Raw genomic sequence first — 15,145 nt, forward strand, 5'->3', positions numbered from 1 at the left:
TGGGGAGTCTCGAAAGACCCAGCTTCACCCTATCTGAGCGCGGCGGCTGGGTGTCAGTTGAGGGGCGGCTTGTTACCCTGCCGCCTGCCGTTGGGATAGTTTTGCGAGATTGGTTTTCAACTAACCTGCGGATTTGTAATAGCAGGCTCCCAGCAACCGGCGAACTGAGCAGCTTGTAGCACCAGCGCAGCCCACGCCGGCGATGCAGCGCGATGGCTCTCGTCGGCGGTCTTCAGTGGTCCAGAAGGAAGACTGTGAAGCCAATCAAAATAAAGCTAAGTCCGACGATGGCACTCGCGATCTCGACAAGGTTTTCTGCACCGAGCAATCTCACGGCGGCACTCCATGCCGCAGACAAGATGAGTTCCACGATTGCGCTAAGCAGGCTTTGAAGCATGCCGGTTGGTCGCAATGGGCTCGGCCAGGTTCATACGGAAAATTCGTGTTGGTCTTTGAACTTTCCGCCGGCTTGAGCGTCTTACAGTTGAAGCGTCCCTAAGCTTCACCCCAACAGAGAACCCCGCTCCCCCCGGCGGGGTTTTCGCTTTTGCGCGCTGCATCAGCTCACATGCAAATTCAAGCCCCTCTTTGCCGTTGACCCGTCGATCGCTTCCACGCATTTTTTCAACGGGCAGGGTTTTGAGGAAAGATGATGCCTAAGACCCTCGTGGAATTCAGAGCGCAGAACCTTCGTTTGCTCGAGCGGCTTTGTGCCGACGATCCCGGCTACATCGAAGCGTGGCTGAAGCAATTCGATGAGCAGAACGGGATCATCTGCGAAGTTCATTCGAAATCCGGTAAGACCCGCCGTGCGGCCTCGCCTCGAAAGACCACATCTTCCGGTCGGACCAGACAATCGCGTTCGTCGGTTCACCGAGTTTCATGAGGTCGGAAAGCGCTTCTTCGCGACCTGGCAGCGGATCTATGCGGCGCGTCGCTTCTTTCGCGCAGCTGCAGGTTTCGCTTTCGATTTGTCGGAGCTCGCCTTCGACACCCGCGCCACGGCGCCCAGAGATGCCGAGAGAACTTCGCGCTGGGCGTCGAGCCAATGTCGTTCGGCGTGGCCATGCTCGGCACCGCTTTCAATCCAGAGCTGGTAAGCACGTTCGCGGATCGCCTGTTCCAAGTCCGACATTATCATCTCCTCCGATTTGGGCGGCATCCTGAGGGCGGTCGGTTAACAAGCTCTCAAGCGATCGACGTTCCGTTTTCGGAACGCGGATCGCGCCCGCCTGCGCTGACAAGTCGGCAACGTGGTAATGCGCGCAACTCGAACACGCACGTCGCGTGTACGGCGCGCTCGCAAGGTGGTGAGATCGCGGCGTCAACGCCTCACGGAATGTCCGCGGCTTTTCTGCTGTCGCCGATCGAAACGGGCTTGTTCAGAAAGTACTCGCGGTTGCCTGTCGCGGCTTCCGCGTATTGGTCGATAGCAACGATAATGGCCTGGACGTGGGCATAGCACCACCCTTCCCGCGTCGCTCTTCGGCGAACACTTTCCAGCGCGATCAGAAAGGGCGACAGTTCTCTTTCGTCGTCGAACCATCGCTTGCTCACCACGTCCTCCCGCCGAGCACCCTGCCCTTGGTCGCGCGCGGCTCCGCCGCCTTCAGCGCATCGCGCTGAGCACAGAGACCCTCGACTTTTGCTTCCATCCGCGACAGCAGCGCTTCGGCAGAAGCGGTTCCGATGCCGGCCCGCTGCAACTGAAGGATCTCCCTCCTCTGCCTGCCCATCTGGATGCGCATCCGTTCGATCTCCCGCCTGACATAGTCCAGGTCCGGCATGTTCCGCCTCGCAATTTGAAGTTGGCCAAAGAGAACAAAAACGGAACGAAAAGTCGAGTCCGACGTTGTACGGAGACCGAAAAGGAGATGCGCGATGGCCGACAATACGCAAAAGGACCCTAAAGACTGGGTGTCCGGGGGCGACCCGATGACCGGAGCCCAGGAATCCTACCTCAAGACCCTCGCCGAACAGGCCCATGAGAACCTGCCCAAGGAGGATCTGACCAAGGCCGAAGCCTCGGAATTGATCGACCAGCTGCGGCAAAACGCCGGGCTCGACGAGTAGCCATAGAACGTTGCGGCAGCCGGGAGCCGTGTGTATGCAAACGAAATTGGGAATCGAAAATGCCTTATTTCGTTTGCGCCCGCGACGGCGCCGGCCAGATCATCTTGAAGCGGGACACCAGGGAAGCGGCCGAGAAAAAGGCCGACGAGCTCCGCGACATGGGCTATTTCGAAGTCGAGATCATCGCCAAGGGCGTCGAGAAGGCAGCCTGAGAGACCGGCTCGTCGTCGCCGAAGCTGGCGCAAGCTGCCCGGCAACGCCCCGCCGCTTTCTTCAGGCGTCAGCATCAGGCGCGTAAGCACCTGCCAGGAACGAGTCCTCGAAATCGGAATTGGGTGCCTGAGCGGCGCCGACCGACTCCCCCGCTTGTCGGCACTGATTGCCCCGTAGCGCCGCCGCTGCGGGGCTTTCTTCAAGGAGCCTGCCATGAGTGACCGTACCGGTAACGAACCCGCACCCTTGGTGCTCTTCGGCGTGGCCGTCCTGCCCTTCAATTCGGTACTGGCCTGGTTCGCGTTCTGAGCTTTCGCTGAGAATTAGGTTGTCACAGTGTGCCGACATGGTGAGGTCGCACCCTGTTATTGCTCGTTCTCGAAGAACGACATCAGAAATGACCCGAGGTGGATGGTTGTTGCGAATAACGGCTGCCGGTGGGTAAGACGGGGAGAGAGACCCGTCGTGGATTTTGTTGCGTGAAAGCATGATGGGTTTTGCAAGTGCTCTACATTGCATCATCTGTAAGGCGGCCACGCGTCCGCTGCGCCATTTCATGGGTGAGAGTCCTTGCGTAGCATCTGAGTCCACGCTTGGCTGACCTGGTTCTCCAGCCGCCCTGACACGCATGTCCCGCGCCCCCTGCCGCTCCCCCAACTTTCCTGCTATCTCCTACCCCCGCCGTCCCCGGCCCAATGCAAAACTCCGTCTGTCCAAAGGGAGCAACAGCCATGCGATACCTTCACACCATGCTGCGCGTGCGCAATCTCGATGTCGCGCTGAAGTTTTATGTTGATGCTTTCGGGCTGAAGGAAGTGCGGCGGATCGAGAACGACAAGGGGCGGTTCACGCTGGTCTTCCTGTGCTCGGCGGACGATCTCGAGGCGCTGAAGACACAGCCGCCAACGCGCGGCGCGCCGCTGGTCGAGCTGACCTGGAATTGGGACGAGGAAAAATATGGCGAGGACCGCTTCTTCGGCCATCTCGCCTATGAGGTCGACGATATCTACGCGACCTGCGAGAGGCTGCAGAAGGCCGGCGTCACCATCAACCGTCCCCCGCGCGACGGCAACATGGCCTTCGTCCGCTCGCCGGACTTGCACTCGATCGAGCTGTTGCAGAAGGGCGAGCCGAAGCCGCCGCAGGAGCCCTGGGCGTCGATGCCCAATACGGGCCATTGGTAGGCGCGAAGCACTGGAACAAGCCCGCGCTGCCCGCGTTCACTCTCCGACAATGCGATTGGAGGAGAAAATCATGGGACGCGGACTTCTGTTGTGGATGCTGGGCGTGCCGATCCCGGTCATCATTCTGTTGTGGCTGTTCTTCGGCCGCTGAGCGACAGCTTCAACTGGCCAGGTTGTTTTGCAAACGAAGCTCCGCCTCCGGCGGAGCTTTTTGCATGAGGGGCGCGCCGCAATCGCGCATCGCGCGTTTGACGAAATTCCGCTATCACCCGCGGCCAAGGACAACGCGCGGGGAGATACGCTTCATGCCTGACACCAAGCTCACGATCTGGGGCCGTGCCAATTCGGTCAACGTGCAGAAGGTGCTGTGGTGCCTGACCGAACTCGCCCTGCCCTATGAGCGCATCGACGCCGGCATGGCCTACGGCAAGACCCGCGAGGCCGACTATCTCGCGATGAACCCCAATGCGCGAATCCCCACGCTGGTCGAGGGCGACTTCGTGCTGTGGGAATCCAACTCCATCATGCGCTATCTCTGCCTCGCGCATGGCAGCGGCACGCCGATCTACCCGCAGGCGCCGAAGAGCCGCGCCTCCGTCGACCGCTGGCTCGACTGGACGCTGTCGACCGTGCAGCCGGTCGATCGCCCCGTGTTCTGGGGCATCGTGCGCACGGCGCCCGCCGAGCGTGACATGATCCAGGTGCAGCGCGATGCCGATGCCGCCGCGGAGGTCTGGGCGATTGCCGACCGCCTGCTCTCCTCGCGCCGTTTCATGGAGGGCGATGCGTTCACGCTCGCCGACATCGCGCTCGGCTCCTATGCGCGGCGCTGGCTCGGCGTCGAGGGCATCACCCGGCCGGCGCAGCCGCATCTGACTCGCTGGCTTGCCGAGCTCGGCAAACGGCCCGGATTTGCACAACATGTCGCACCGCCGATGTCGTAAGCGGGGCGGCACGGTGCAAGTCGCGGTGGAGCCGCGATGAATCTGCGTTGGGACGCAAAAGCTGCGGCGCAACTCGGCGCTTGACGGCTACTGTGCATGGGGTTGTTTTCGCGTTTTTAGGTCTTGCTCAGCCCCAGCCGCGCTCGACCAGCAGCACGCAGACGATCAGCACCAGAGTCACCGCCGCGGTCGCCAGCCGCGCCGTCCAGCTCAGGCCGCGGCCGACCCACCACAACATTGCGCAGGACATCAGCACGGGAACGATGAGGTCGAGGCGCAGCAGATCCTGGGGCATCGGCTCTAGCGCCTGACAGTGGTGTCGATGCTGATCGAGCCGCCGATCTTCACGCAGGTCCCGGTGCCCTCCACCATGACGAAGCGCGGACCGTAATTGGCGCAGGAGCCCGCTTGTGTCTTTCCGGCCGCGCCCTTCAGCGGCAGCGTCTTGCCGGCCTGCGGCCGCTCGTTGGTCGGCAGACGAAGGCTCTCCGTCGCCGCGGCGGGTGTGACCAGCAACGAGATCAGGATGAGGAGCGGTACGCGCATGGCGGCGTTCTAGCCCGGAGCGGCGCTGCGCGCCATCGGGGCGGCCGTGATCGTGATCAGATGAACTTGATGCCGGCGGATTTGCCGCGGCGCCAGACCACCTGGCAGCTCCGCCCGGTGCGCGCATCGCGTGCGAAGGCAAGTTGGATCACGCCCGGGAGCTGGCTCGCGTCCTCCTCCAGCGTGATCTTGGCGCCGGAATCCGAGATGTCCTGGACCAGGCACTGCCGCGCAGCGAAGCCGCCGTCGAGGGTGATCCAGGCTTGCTGCGACAACAGCTTGCGGCTGGCGCGCTTTTTCGGCGGGGGCATTGGCGAAGATCTCCTGACCCAGCGCTACTTGTGTAACCCTAAGAAACCGTTGAAATCGCCTCCGGATCATCCCGGGGCCAGCGCTGTCCACCGGGGTCAAAAGACCGCTTCCGGACGGCTTGCCGGGAGCCAGAAAGGCCACTATACGTTCGCCCGCTGCAAGCCGCCGGGCTCGACTCGGCCAGTAGCGGCCGGGCCGGCAAAATCGGCAGGGCCCTGCGTTTGCTCCCTTCGTCTATCGGTTAGGACGCCACCCTTTCACGGTGGAGAGAGCGGTTCGATTCCGCTAGGGAGCGCCAGCAAAATCAATCCCTTACAGTCGCGCGCTGCCGCCGTGTTCAAACACGTGGCTGATACATGGGTGGGGGCCGTTGGTCCCCGTATTGTCGACCTCGCGCCTTCAAATCCTCCTCTTGCCGATTGGAGCGTGAGCATTGACGGCGGCACGTCGCCTTCCCGTCACTGGACCGGTCATGGCATCGCATCGATAGTGCCGGACCGGCATTGCAAGATCAGAGACGCCGCAGCCCCGATTTGTTGGCTACGAAGAATGAAAGGATGGCCCTCATGTTGAGGAAGGTTCGAACGGTCATATTGATGGTCGTCCTGACGGCCTCGGGAGCGGCGATGGCCGCGTGGCCCGAGGACAAGCCGATCGAGGTCGTCGTTGGCTTCGCCGCGGGCGGCGGGACCGACGTCATGGCTCGCAAGCTGCTTCCCTTCGTCGAGAAGCGGCTCGGCGGAAACGCGCGGTTTGTCGTCCTCAACAAGCCGGGCGCCGGCGGCGAGATCGCGTTCACCGCGATCGCACGCGCTGCTCCCGACGCTTATGCGATGGGTGTGGTCAACGTGCCCGGCTACAACTTTCTGCCGATGACGCGCAAGACCCAGTACACCATGGACGAAATCCGTCTGGTTGCGCGCGTGGTCGACGATCCCGGCGTGATCGTCGTTCGCAACGACAGCCCGTTCATGACGCTCGCCAGCGTTGTCGACGCGCTGCGCAAGAAGCCCGGTTCGGTCACGTTCGGACATAACGGAGCCGGCACCAACGGCCATCTGGCCATCCGCATGCTCGCGAAGGCTGTCGGCGCCGAGCCAAACGAGATCTCCTATCGCGGAACGGCAGCGCAGAGGACCGACGTTCTCGGCGGCCATCTCGATGTCGGAATGGTCAGCCTGAGCGAAGTGCCCGAACTGCACGGCACCAACAAGGGAGAGCTCCGGGCCCTCGCGATTCTGTCGAAGGCTCGTTCCCCGTCCTTGCCCGGTGTACCCACCGCCGAGGAAGCGGGCGTTCCCGTCATCATGACCGCGGAGCGTGGCTTTGCGCTGCCGAAGGGTGCGCCCGACGACGTCGCGAAGAAGCTGGAAACGGCGATCGCCGAGAGCCTCACCGATCCCGACTACGTCAAGAGCTCTCCAGGTGATGCTCCGGTGCTCGCCTTCATGCCCGGAGCCGAGTGGCAGAAGCGCCTCGACGAGATGACTAAAAACTTGCAGCCTCTCGCCAGCGAGTTGGCGGAGCCGAAATAGCTGAGTCGCGCGGAGGGTATTCGGTCCGTTACGAATTGAAAGGCTTGGCCCTCAACCTCAGCGGAGCCGAGCGCTGGATTTTAATGAAAGCGTTGGTGGCATATTGGCTGAACTGCGCAGCTTCCTCTTGGCCTCCAAAAAGTCGATGGAGACATTGACGGCGACCTCGATTGTGGAACGGCCCCTTAGGGCGCCGGGCAGCCCCGGTGCCCTCACCTCTGTTCCAGAAAACTGCTGCGCACCTTGGCGCAGGCGAGCCCGACGGTATAGACGTGGATCCCTTCGATCACGCAATGGTCCGGATTTAGCGCCAGCAGTCCGATCGAATTTTCGGCATCGAGCGCCGCCGCCGAGCGGACGATGATGCACGGATAGTCCGCCCCGAGCTTGGCGTAGCTGTAAGGTCGAAAGTTGTTCTTCAGCACGTGTGTATAGCTGTTGTGGTCCAGCAACGGGACTCTGAACGCGCTCGCATAGGCCGCGGAAAACCTGTCCCGCATCGGCTGATCGCCCCAGAGCTGCAGCGTCATGTCCCAGCCGTGGTTCATGTCGTTCTCCGGCGCGCGCACGAACATGCCGGAGACGTTGGCGCAGGCGGGACCTGCCGCGACCACGGCCTTCGAGAGCCGGGCCCCGATCGCGTTCAAGTGCGACGCCTGCAGCGCTGCGGCGCGGACATCGACCAGAGTCATCGCGCTCATGGCGGCACACAGGCTGCCTGCAAGCAGGCTGAGCGCGACCGGAGGGACAGCGGGAACCAGACGCTTGACCTGCACCACGATCAGGACCAGCACGCCGCCGGTCAGGACCCACGGCGCCATCATGTAATGCAGCGCATAATGTTTCGACGTCGCCACGAGATGGGCCGCATGGATAAGGACGGCGGCACCGAGCGTCAGGCTGAGCGGATCACGCCAGTTCCGGTGCTCGATACACCCGGCCAGCGCCGCGACCGCCGCTGCGGCGTACACGCCGAACACGAGCGGCGCGGCCTTGATGATCTCGGCCATGTTTGACCAGAACAATCCGAAATCAATGAAACCGGGCTCGCCCTCTCCGTAATTCCCCTTGTGGGTGGCGATCTGCACGAGCCATCCGAACCCGCGCGTGATCGTTCCCGGATTGAAGACCAGGCTGAAACCAACGAATCCGATCGCCCCGGTGACCGTAGCGGCGACGAAGGCGCGCCTGTTTCGAAGCAGGCACACGGCGAACAGCGCCTGCGGCAGATAGAGATATTTCGTCGAGAACCCGAGCGCGAAGATGCCCCCACATACGACGCCGAGACGCATCGACGGCGGATGCGCATCAAGCGCGGCCTTGATCACGATCGCCATGCCGAACAGCGCGATCGCGGCCATCAGGCTTTCCGGCGCAAGCACCGTCTGGAAGTGAAACGCGTCCGCGTGCACGAACGCGCCGGCCTGAAACAGCGTCGCAGCGATCGCGCTGTGCGTCGTCCGGCCGACGATGATCCCGCCGGCCAGCAGCGCGGCCGCGAGCACCAGCGCCTCACCCGTGCGCGCCGCCCATGTGATCGCGTCGTAGTGCGCGAGCCCGAACGCGACGATGTCCCCAGCCCTGGCGAGCAGGGCCCAGCCCCTCACGATCAGTTCGACGAGCAGCGTCGTCGTCGTTCCCGGATGATCGAATTTCAGCGAGCCGTATCCCGCCGCCGCCACCAGCCCGTTCATGGTGTACGCCGATTCCGGATCGACCTGGACACCCCAGACGGCCTGGTAGGCCGAGTAGAGCAGCGTCGCCGCCAGATACAGCGACGGCACGATGAGGATCAGCAGTACTCTGATCATTCCGCTCACGCGTGCGTCGGGAAAGCAGCGATCGTCTGACATCATCGTCGTTGGCTTCCGCGACCTAGATCGCCTTGATCTTGAGAAAGGCGAAAGCCACCATCTTCAACAACATCCAGCCATGGCGAAACCTGGAGATCTGGGTTTCGCCATAGGTGCGCGCGGCATAGCGGATCGGGAGATCCACGGATTTCAGGTTGAGCTTCGATGCGCCGAAGATCAGGTCGAAGTCGCCGAACGGATCGAAATCACCGAAATAGGCCTTTCCGGCCTTCAGGCGCTGATAGTCGCTACGGCGCATGACCTTGGTGCCACACAAGGTGTCGGTATAGCGCTGATTGAGCAGCCAGGAGAACAGATAGGAGAAGATCTTGTTGGCGATCAGATTCAGGAAGCGCATCGCGCCATCGTCCATGGGATAGACCAGGCGGGATCCATTGACAAACTCGCCCTTGCCCGCCCCTAGCGCCTCGACGAATTTCGGAATCTGCTCCGGCGGCATCGTCAGGTCGGCATCGAGAATGATCAGCACGTCGCCGCGCGCTGCATCGAAGGCGGTGAAGACGGCGTCGGCCTTGCCCTTGCCGGGCTGGCGCATCACCTTGATGTCCTTGGATGGATAGGCTTGCCTGACCCGCTCCATCTCCTCGAAGGTGCCATCCTGGCTGTGGCCTTCGACGAAGATGATCTCGATGTCGCTGCAGAAGTCGGGAATTCGCCGGACCGCGGGCTCGATATTGCCGCGCTCGTTGCGCGCCGGGACGACGACGGTGGCGGAGGCGAATTCTTCCCCCGCCGTGCGGTTGGACCTTGCGACCAGATAGTGCCGAAGCGCCAATTGGCGGACTCCCGGCAGCACGCTGACGAAACGATTGAGAAAACGCCCGAGCCCGAACATCCGCACCGGCGAGAGAACGCGCTGCTCCGACTTGACCGGATCGAAATCCGCGAGCCTGGCAAGGCTGCGCAGGTCGGACGGCGACAGCACGTTCTGGTCCGGGTGCGGCATTCGCAGGCCGACGAACTCGGCCAGTTTCAGCAGGGGGTACCACAGATGCGAGAAGTACCCGATCACCAGCCGCGTATCCCGCGTGCAGAGCGGATGCAGTTGGGCGATGAACTTCTGACAATCCTCCATCGCACCGATCGTATCGAGGACGAGGATGTAGTCGAACGGACCTTGCAGCGCATCCAGCGTCGCGGGGTCCTCGACATCGCCTTCGACGAAAGTGAGACCGGCGTGGCGCTGCCGCGCGATCGCGATTTGCTTGCGACAGAAATCGACCCCGACGCCGTGTGACGGCGCGAGACTCGCGAGCGTATCGCCAATGCCGCAGCCGATGTCGAGGACCCGACTTCCCGGCGGGATCAGAAACCGGAGATAGCGCTCATCCTCGTCGTGGAAAAAGCTGTTTTTTGCGCGCCATGCCACCCGGTCCGTGGCGATACGGTCAGCATGATCGAGAATACCTGCCTTCCGCGGCGACAGGCAGCTGGACATCACGGTCATGTCCATGGCAAGACGCAGGTTTTATTGAGCCTGCCCGAACTGAAACTGACTACAAAATCCAACACTGCGGCGCGAGACGCCGCAGCCACAAAAATAGACATCAATAGGGTCCCCCCAGACCTGCCGATACTCAAGCGCAACTGTGGGGCGAGATCAACAAGAAGATCATGAGCAAGCTTGCCGCCGGTCGCGGAGCACCTTCGTGCCGGAACGCAAAATATCCCCTGCGGATTGCCGAAAGCCGTCGCCAACTCGCCCTCCGTCCTAGGTGACAAGCGGCATGAATTCGTCACCCCGGCATGAACCTGCCCGGCCCTTGTATCCGACCAACGTGCGCAGCAGTTGCCTCGCCCGCCGCGACGCCGGCACGGTTTGAAGGATCCCGTTCGGTTCATTGAGCAGCGCAAGTCGACCACGGAAGGCTACTCCGGCACCCCCGCGGTGACGACGACGCCGCCGGCATGGATACATCGCACGCCGACATATTCGCCGGACCGGCTTACCAAAATGCTTGAGCACCTGGCGCGCGCCAGATCGAAGCCGGAGCCGCAGCCGGACTCTGCTCCCGCCGCGCCTGAGCCGCCGGGCCGGAGCGTCGAAAATATTCTCGCCGATGTCGTCGGCTACGCCATCGTGTTCGGTATCCTCGCTTTGCTCTTCCAGTCGCGCATTCCGCTCTATCTCGGCGCGTTCGTCGTCCTGACCGACGCCGGGCGCATCGAAAGCGCGCTGGCTAAGATCGGTATCCGCTTCGAGCCCGAAGCAATTGGCCCCGACATCGTCAAGCGGTCCGCATTCTGGTTCGGCTGGTTCACGTTGCTTCCAGTTTTGAAAGACTCCGTGCCCGCCTGGCTCGCGCCATGGATACCCCCCGCCGAGTCATGGTCCTTCATCGCCGGTATCGCGCTCCTGCTCGCCGTCGCCGAAGCACTCGCGGCGCTGGCGATGCGGCGTGCATTGCCGCCGCTGGGATTGGAGATCAGCCCGAACGGCCTGACATGGTTGGCGATCCAACTCGTCTTGGCCGTGGGCACGCTGGCTTTGCTGGTGCTGTTCGGATTTCTCTAGCTGCCGGGGCGCCTCGTTGCTTCATTGAGCCATCGAGCCCTCATTGACGAGCTTGTGATACCGCCTGCACCCCAACGGGTCCTTTTGCCGCGTTTTCGTCTGCGCGACCGAGGCGCGCATTTACCGGAAATTTACCCCTGCTCCTGAGCGCGGGTATCACTTGCTTAGAATTTGACCGCTACCGTGGAATTACGGAAATAATCCGAAACACGATTGGCCCGCATGTCCGTCGCAGAGTTCCTCAGGCAACGCGCAGTGGAAGTCACGGTGAGCGGCAGCTACTCGCTGCCCCGCTGGTACGATTGTGAGGGCAAGCTGCGCAGCTTCGCCTGCCGCACCAAGCGTGTATCTCCTTTCCGCATGATCGTGGACGTGCCCGTCGTCGGAAAGGTCGGGGAGCGCCTCACCTCCTATTTCCAGGATTTCGGGGAATTCCAGTGCACCATCAGCGCGACGCTGAAGTCGGGTTTCCTGATGGAGCTCGACATGACGCGCGCGCGGCGCGCCTGGATGTCGGAAAAGCTCACCTGGCTCGAAAAGAAGCAGAAGGATGACAGCATCAAGGAACTGCGGCGCGACGCACGGTTCGTTCCGCAGGTCTCGCACACCGTCCTGACGCTCGCCGATGGCCACACCTATTCCTGCTTCATCATCGACGTCTCCACGGCGGGGGTGGCGATCTCCTGCGAGTACGACCCACCGGTCGGAACCCCGCTTGCCGTCGGCGCCTGTGTCGGGCGCGTCATCCGCAAATTCGACAACGGCTTTGCGGTCAAATTCGCCGAAAAGCAGTCGCGGGACGACCTCGTCCGGCTCATCGTGCGCTCGCCGCTGCAGCAGTCGGCCTGAAGCCGGCGCGTCGATTTTAACCTTTCCTTAACTAAATACTGGAGGTGGCAGCGCCCACGCGTTAGGGTGTGGCCCAGCACGTCCGCAATCACTGCGGGCCCCGAGTATCGGAAGTCCTGGAATGTCCATCGCCGACGCCGAGTTCGCCCCGGCAGAGATCGCGCCGAACGCGCCCGTTACGTCCAAGCCGCAGCTTCCACCCGGCGTCGTCACCGAGGGACCGCTGGTCGAGGCCAAGCTGCGCGAGAGCTATCTCCTGCTCGGCATCCTCTATGTCGGCGCGGTCGCCGGCATCGTCTGGGCCGTGACGCAAGGCGTCGGCAAGGTCGAGCTGTTCACATTCGCCTGGATGTTCGCGCTGACGACATTCGGCATCGGCGCCGGCATGCACCGCCTGTTCGTCCATCGCAGCTTCCGTACCGGCCCGATCATGCGCGTGTTCTTCTGCGCCATCGCCCAGATGGCGATCCAGGGCTCGATCGCGAAATGGGTCGCCAACCATCGCCGCCATCATCTCTATGCCGACGACGTCGGCGATCCCCACAGCCCGCAATTCGACGGCTTCGGCAATCGCTATGTCAGCGCGCTCAAGGGCTTCCTGCACGCCCAGGGTAGCTGGGTGTTCGACCAGGCCACCACCGACAACGAATACTACGCCAAGGACATTCTCGCCGACCCGATCGCGATGTTCTTCGTGCGCACCCGCTGGGTTTGGTACGGGATGTCGGCCGTCTTCATCCCGGGCGTGATCGGCTATACTTTCGGCGGCGTGCACGCCATGATCGGCTGCGTGCTGTTCTCCGGCTTGCTCCGCGCCTATCTGCTGATCCTCACCAGCCAGCTCACCGGCTCGGTCTGCCACGCTTACGGCTATCGCCGCTTCGAGGTCGACGATGCCTCGACCAACGAGTTCGTGACCACGATTCTCACCTTCGGCGAGGGTCTGCACAACAACCATCACCGCTTCCCGCGGGACGCCTACATCTCGCACGCCTGGTGGGAGATCGATCTCAACGGCCTGATCATCCTGGGCATGGAGAAGATCGGCCTCGTCCACGACGTCTTCCACGCCTCGCACCGTCAGCTGGAGCGGGCGGCCGAAGCAGAGGCGGCCTCGACGGCGCGCTGAATTGGCAAGCAGCGGCCACCGCCGGGCCGTCTTGCCTCCGCATCGCTGCCCTATCGCGGCCCCATTGCGGGATCAGCTTTTGAACGTCCGTGCCTCCAGGCCGGGCGTCATTTGCAGGCTTGCGATCGGGGGACCGAATGGCAGTCGACAAGATCACGCCGGACAAAATCAAAGTCGATAAGATCACCTGGGACAGGGTCGGCCGGGTCACCGAGCCCGGACGCTACATGTACACGTTCGGCTGGCTTACCATCACCGCCTGCGATCTGGAGATCTGGAAGCTCTACCCGCAGGCCGCGTTCACGTTGCTGATGCAGTCGGGCGAGGCCGACGAATCCCTTGCCGAGGAATTCCATCTCGGCGCCTTCGACGTCGCTCCCGGGGCGCCGCCGCCGTTCACCACACACTGAAAGGCGGAAAACGCTGGCCGCTCCGGGAACGGATGGCATGGGCGTTGCTTTATTTATGGCCATGATACACATGCCCGCCGTGGACCAGGCCTTCCTGCTGTTGCTCATCGTCTTCTGCCTCGGCACGTGCCTGGTGCGCGCCGTCTGGGAGTTGGAGCAGACGCGGACGCGCCGGATCGCCTCACCGCCCCGTCGCGGACCGACCGAGCGCAGCTAGCTGGCCTATCTGGCGCGCGGCTGCGTGGTGAATCGAAGAAACTTGCGCAGTTCCTTGATCCAGCTTGCCGATCGGCGCCCTGCCCCGGTTGGGCAGTCGTTGCCATGGATGACGAACGGGTGCTGGCATGTAACTGATTACGCGTGTATTTTCCTGCCACGGCTGATCGCAGATGAATCGAAGCTGTCAGTTCATCAAGCGAGCCAGACAGCAAGCGCCTGACAGATGGTCGCATCGGTAAATGTGGATAAGCGGATCAAGGGAACCTATTTTCGGCGCCGATGTACCTGATTGAAGCATTGCCCACCGTCATCGGAACTGCCGCCATCGCCCCGGCGCTGCTGATGCTGTGGCTTGTCATCGCCGCCGAGGAGCGCCCAGGACCGCCGGCCCAGGTCTGGACTGCGTTTCTGTTGGGGGCGGCCAGCATTTCGCTGCTGGGCCTCGCCCGCGCGCCTTTCGCCAAGATGGTCGCGGCTCCCGACGACCCCTGGGCGGCCCTGGCCATGCATTCGATCTTCGGGGTCGCGCTGCCCGAAGAAGCCGTCAAGGTGATTGCCATCGTGGTGATCTCCTCGGCCAAGCGGCGGACCTTTGCCAATCCGATGGATACCGTGGTCTACGGTGCCGCGGTCGGCCTCGGCTTCGCCGCCTACGAGAACCTGGCTTATCTGGTTCAGCACGCCGACATGTGGCGCTCGCTGGCCGCCTTGCGCAGCGTCCTGACGGTGCCGTTCCACGGCGCGCTCGGGATCATCGCGGGCGCTTACCTGACGATCGCGCGCGCCGGCACGGCGCTCGGCGCCAACCGCCACCATCGCGACTGGGCCCGCCTCTCCAGCCGCCTGCTGATGCTCGCCGGACCGCTCGCGCTGCATTCGGCCTTCGACTTTCCGCTGCTGACCCTGCAAAGAATGCCCGACCTCGATCCGACGCTCCGGATGTGGCTCGGCGCCGCGAGCCTCCTGATCGGCTTCAGCTCGATCGCCTTCGCGGTCCGCCTGGTCCGGCGCGTCGCCCGCCACCATGCCCCCCGGACCGATGTCGCGCGGGAGCGGCTCAGCCAGCTCCGGCGAATGTGGGCGCTGCTGCTTGCCGGCGGCGGCGTCGGCTTTCTCGGGCTCGCCTTCGTGCTGACCTCGATCCATCACTGGCTGATCAACCCCGAGCGCAATCTGACGCTGGCCCTGATCCCGATCGGACTCGTCTCGATCCTGCTCGGCCTGGCGCTTCTGATTGTCACAACGGCGATCTATGTTCTCGGCCGCAACCGCATCCGCACCAGCGCGGAAGGTTTCTCCTCGGCGCCTGGCGGCGGGTGAGCCGCGGGATGGCAAGCGCGCC

20 protein-coding genes and 1 tRNA gene are annotated in these 15,145 nt (G+C 63.0%); 12 read left to right on the plus strand and 9 right to left on the minus strand.

Annotation, left to right across the window (positions count from 1 at the left end):
- Positions 1–559: 559 nt before the first annotated feature.
- The 4 genes from JQ580_RS05560 to JQ580_RS05575 all read right to left on the minus strand — a co-directional run bounded on the left by JQ580_RS05560 (position 560) and on the right by JQ580_RS05575 (position 1,787).
- Positions 560–787: a hypothetical protein gene (locus JQ580_RS05560; protein WP_212278669.1), complete on the minus strand. Its 228-nt coding sequence runs from the start codon at positions 785–787 to the stop codon at positions 560–562.
- 135 nt (positions 788–922) lie between these two features.
- Positions 923–1,135: a DUF2934 domain-containing protein gene (locus tag JQ580_RS05565; RefSeq protein WP_212278670.1), complete on the minus strand. Its 213-nt coding sequence runs from the start codon at positions 1,133–1,135 to the stop codon at positions 923–925.
- Between the two features lie 197 nt (positions 1,136–1,332).
- Positions 1,333–1,557, minus strand: coding sequence for a hypothetical protein (locus JQ580_RS05570; RefSeq protein ID WP_409363192.1), 225 nt, complete (start codon positions 1,555–1,557; stop codon positions 1,333–1,335).
- The gene (locus JQ580_RS05575) at positions 1,554–1,787 is read right to left on the minus strand and encodes a hypothetical protein (protein ID WP_212278672.1); all 234 of its coding nucleotides are present in this window, start codon (positions 1,785–1,787) and stop codon (positions 1,554–1,556) included. The genes JQ580_RS05570 and JQ580_RS05575 overlap by 4 nt, the downstream gene beginning before the upstream one ends.
- Positions 1,788–1,881: 94 nt before the next feature.
- On the opposite strand from JQ580_RS05575, the gene JQ580_RS05580 reads away from it, so the two are divergent.
- The 4 genes from JQ580_RS05580 to JQ580_RS05595 all read left to right on the plus strand — a co-directional run bounded on the left by JQ580_RS05580 (position 1,882) and on the right by JQ580_RS05595 (position 4,414).
- The gene (locus JQ580_RS05580; protein WP_212278673.1) at positions 1,882–2,073 is read left to right on the plus strand and encodes a DUF3072 domain-containing protein; all 192 of its coding nucleotides are present in this window, start codon (positions 1,882–1,884) and stop codon (positions 2,071–2,073) included.
- Positions 2,074–2,132: 59 nt separating this feature from the next.
- The gene (locus JQ580_RS05585) at positions 2,133–2,285 is read left to right on the plus strand and encodes a hypothetical protein (RefSeq protein ID WP_212278674.1); all 153 of its coding nucleotides are present in this window, start codon (positions 2,133–2,135) and stop codon (positions 2,283–2,285) included.
- 732 nt (positions 2,286–3,017) lie between these two features.
- Positions 3,018–3,470, plus strand: a complete 453-nt coding sequence (locus JQ580_RS05590) for a VOC family protein (RefSeq protein WP_212278675.1) — start codon at positions 3,018–3,020, stop codon at positions 3,468–3,470.
- 305 nt (positions 3,471–3,775) lie between these two features.
- On the plus strand, positions 3,776–4,414 hold the full coding sequence (locus tag JQ580_RS05595) for a glutathione S-transferase family protein (RefSeq protein WP_212278676.1): 639 nt from the start codon (positions 3,776–3,778) through the stop codon (positions 4,412–4,414).
- A 127-nt stretch (positions 4,415–4,541) separates the two neighbouring features.
- On the opposite strand, the gene JQ580_RS05600 is transcribed toward JQ580_RS05595, so the two are convergent.
- The 3 genes from JQ580_RS05600 to JQ580_RS05610 are packed head-to-tail and all read right to left on the minus strand — an operon-like array spanning position 4,542 to position 5,271.
- The gene (locus tag JQ580_RS05600; protein ID WP_212278677.1) at positions 4,542–4,709 is read right to left on the minus strand and encodes a hypothetical protein; all 168 of its coding nucleotides are present in this window, start codon (positions 4,707–4,709) and stop codon (positions 4,542–4,544) included.
- Positions 4,710–4,714: 5 nt separating this feature from the next.
- Positions 4,715–4,960: a hypothetical protein gene (locus tag JQ580_RS05605; protein ID WP_212278678.1), complete on the minus strand. Its 246-nt coding sequence runs from the start codon at positions 4,958–4,960 to the stop codon at positions 4,715–4,717.
- A 56-nt stretch (positions 4,961–5,016) separates the two neighbouring features.
- Complete coding sequence (locus tag JQ580_RS05610) at positions 5,017–5,271, minus strand: PilZ domain-containing protein (protein ID WP_212278679.1); 255 nt, start codon at positions 5,269–5,271, stop codon at positions 5,017–5,019.
- 224 nt (positions 5,272–5,495) lie between these two features.
- Here JQ580_RS05610 and JQ580_RS05615 point away from each other — a divergent pair.
- Positions 5,496–5,570, plus strand: a tRNA-Glu gene (locus JQ580_RS05615).
- Between the two features lie 268 nt (positions 5,571–5,838).
- Complete coding sequence (locus tag JQ580_RS05620) at positions 5,839–6,807, plus strand: tripartite tricarboxylate transporter substrate binding protein (RefSeq protein ID WP_212278680.1); 969 nt, start codon at positions 5,839–5,841, stop codon at positions 6,805–6,807.
- A 212-nt stretch (positions 6,808–7,019) separates the two neighbouring features.
- Here JQ580_RS05620 and JQ580_RS05625 read toward each other — a convergent pair whose 3' ends face one another.
- Together JQ580_RS05625 and JQ580_RS05630 are read right to left on the minus strand one after the other, a co-directional pair.
- On the minus strand, positions 7,020–8,618 hold the full coding sequence (locus JQ580_RS05625) for a hypothetical protein (protein ID WP_212278681.1): 1,599 nt from the start codon (positions 8,616–8,618) through the stop codon (positions 7,020–7,022).
- A 64-nt stretch (positions 8,619–8,682) separates the two neighbouring features.
- Positions 8,683–10,128 carry a glycosyltransferase gene (locus JQ580_RS05630; protein WP_212278682.1) on the minus strand — a complete coding sequence of 482 codons (1,446 nt, stop codon included), beginning with the start codon at positions 10,126–10,128 and terminating at the stop codon, positions 8,683–8,685.
- A 441-nt stretch (positions 10,129–10,569) separates the two neighbouring features.
- Between JQ580_RS05630 and JQ580_RS05635 the strand changes: the two genes are divergently transcribed.
- The 6 genes from JQ580_RS05635 to JQ580_RS05660 all read left to right on the plus strand — a co-directional run bounded on the left by JQ580_RS05635 (position 10,570) and on the right by JQ580_RS05660 (position 15,123).
- A complete protein-coding gene (locus JQ580_RS05635) occupies positions 10,570–11,196 on the plus strand; it encodes a hypothetical protein (RefSeq protein ID WP_212278683.1) in 627 nt (208 codons plus the stop codon).
- A gap of 222 nt (positions 11,197–11,418) precedes the next feature.
- Complete coding sequence (locus JQ580_RS05640; RefSeq protein WP_212278684.1) at positions 11,419–12,045, plus strand: PilZ domain-containing protein; 627 nt, start codon at positions 11,419–11,421, stop codon at positions 12,043–12,045.
- Positions 12,046–12,166: 121 nt separating this feature from the next.
- Entirely contained in the window at positions 12,167–13,174 is a 1,008-nt protein-coding gene (locus tag JQ580_RS05645) for an acyl-CoA desaturase (RefSeq protein ID WP_212278685.1), read from the plus strand.
- 137 nt (positions 13,175–13,311) lie between these two features.
- A complete protein-coding gene (locus JQ580_RS05650) occupies positions 13,312–13,584 on the plus strand; it encodes a hypothetical protein (RefSeq protein ID WP_212278686.1) in 273 nt (90 codons plus the stop codon).
- Positions 13,585–13,639: 55 nt separating this feature from the next.
- Positions 13,640–13,801 carry a hypothetical protein gene (locus JQ580_RS05655; protein WP_212279274.1) on the plus strand — a complete coding sequence of 54 codons (162 nt, stop codon included), beginning with the start codon at positions 13,640–13,642 and terminating at the stop codon, positions 13,799–13,801.
- A gap of 281 nt (positions 13,802–14,082) precedes the next feature.
- Positions 14,083–15,123, plus strand: a complete 1,041-nt coding sequence (locus JQ580_RS05660) for a PrsW family glutamic-type intramembrane protease (RefSeq protein WP_212278687.1) — start codon at positions 14,083–14,085, stop codon at positions 15,121–15,123.
- Positions 15,124–15,145: the final 22 nt, after the last annotated feature.

The sequence above is a fragment of the Bradyrhizobium sp. SZCCT0148 genome, from assembly GCF_018129985.1.
Taxonomy (GTDB): domain Bacteria; phylum Pseudomonadota; class Alphaproteobacteria; order Rhizobiales; family Xanthobacteraceae; genus Bradyrhizobium; species Bradyrhizobium japonicum_H.

What these genes read in the sequence shown, in the direction of transcription:
- JQ580_RS05560 (WP_212278669.1), bottom strand. Translation starts at nt 787, where the DNA reads ATGAACTTCGCAGATGATCCCGTTCTGCTCATCGAATTGCTTCAGCCA.
- JQ580_RS05565 (WP_212278670.1), bottom strand. Translation starts at nt 1,135, where the DNA reads ATGTCGGACTTGGAACAGGCGATCCGCGAACGTGCTTACCAGCTCTGG.
- JQ580_RS05575 (WP_212278672.1), bottom strand. Translation starts at nt 1,787, where the DNA reads ATGCCGGACCTGGACTATGTCAGGCGGGAGATCGAACGGATGCGCATC.
- JQ580_RS05580 (WP_212278673.1), top strand. Translation starts at nt 1,882, where the DNA reads ATGGCCGACAATACGCAAAAGGACCCTAAAGACTGGGTGTCCGGGGGC.
- JQ580_RS05585 (WP_212278674.1), top strand. Translation starts at nt 2,133, where the DNA reads ATGCCTTATTTCGTTTGCGCCCGCGACGGCGCCGGCCAGATCATCTTG.
- JQ580_RS05590 (WP_212278675.1), top strand. Translation starts at nt 3,018, where the DNA reads ATGCGATACCTTCACACCATGCTGCGCGTGCGCAATCTCGATGTCGCG.
- JQ580_RS05595 (WP_212278676.1), top strand. Translation starts at nt 3,776, where the DNA reads ATGCCTGACACCAAGCTCACGATCTGGGGCCGTGCCAATTCGGTCAAC.
- JQ580_RS05600 (WP_212278677.1), bottom strand. Translation starts at nt 4,709, where the DNA reads ATGCCCCAGGATCTGCTGCGCCTCGACCTCATCGTTCCCGTGCTGATG.
- JQ580_RS05605 (WP_212278678.1), bottom strand. Translation starts at nt 4,960, where the DNA reads ATGCGCGTACCGCTCCTCATCCTGATCTCGTTGCTGGTCACACCCGCC.
- JQ580_RS05610 (WP_212278679.1), bottom strand. Translation starts at nt 5,271, where the DNA reads ATGCCCCCGCCGAAAAAGCGCGCCAGCCGCAAGCTGTTGTCGCAGCAA.
- JQ580_RS05620 (WP_212278680.1), top strand. Translation starts at nt 5,839, where the DNA reads ATGTTGAGGAAGGTTCGAACGGTCATATTGATGGTCGTCCTGACGGCC.
- JQ580_RS05625 (WP_212278681.1), bottom strand. Translation starts at nt 8,618, where the DNA reads ATGATCAGAGTACTGCTGATCCTCATCGTGCCGTCGCTGTATCTGGCG.
- JQ580_RS05630 (WP_212278682.1), bottom strand. Translation starts at nt 10,128, where the DNA reads ATGACCGTGATGTCCAGCTGCCTGTCGCCGCGGAAGGCAGGTATTCTC.
- JQ580_RS05640 (WP_212278684.1), top strand. Translation starts at nt 11,419, where the DNA reads ATGTCCGTCGCAGAGTTCCTCAGGCAACGCGCAGTGGAAGTCACGGTG.
- JQ580_RS05645 (WP_212278685.1), top strand. Translation starts at nt 12,167, where the DNA reads ATGTCCATCGCCGACGCCGAGTTCGCCCCGGCAGAGATCGCGCCGAAC.
- JQ580_RS05650 (WP_212278686.1), top strand. Translation starts at nt 13,312, where the DNA reads ATGGCAGTCGACAAGATCACGCCGGACAAAATCAAAGTCGATAAGATC.
- JQ580_RS05655 (WP_212279274.1), top strand. Translation starts at nt 13,640, where the DNA reads ATGGCCATGATACACATGCCCGCCGTGGACCAGGCCTTCCTGCTGTTG.
- JQ580_RS05660 (WP_212278687.1), top strand. Translation starts at nt 14,083, where the DNA reads ATGTACCTGATTGAAGCATTGCCCACCGTCATCGGAACTGCCGCCATC.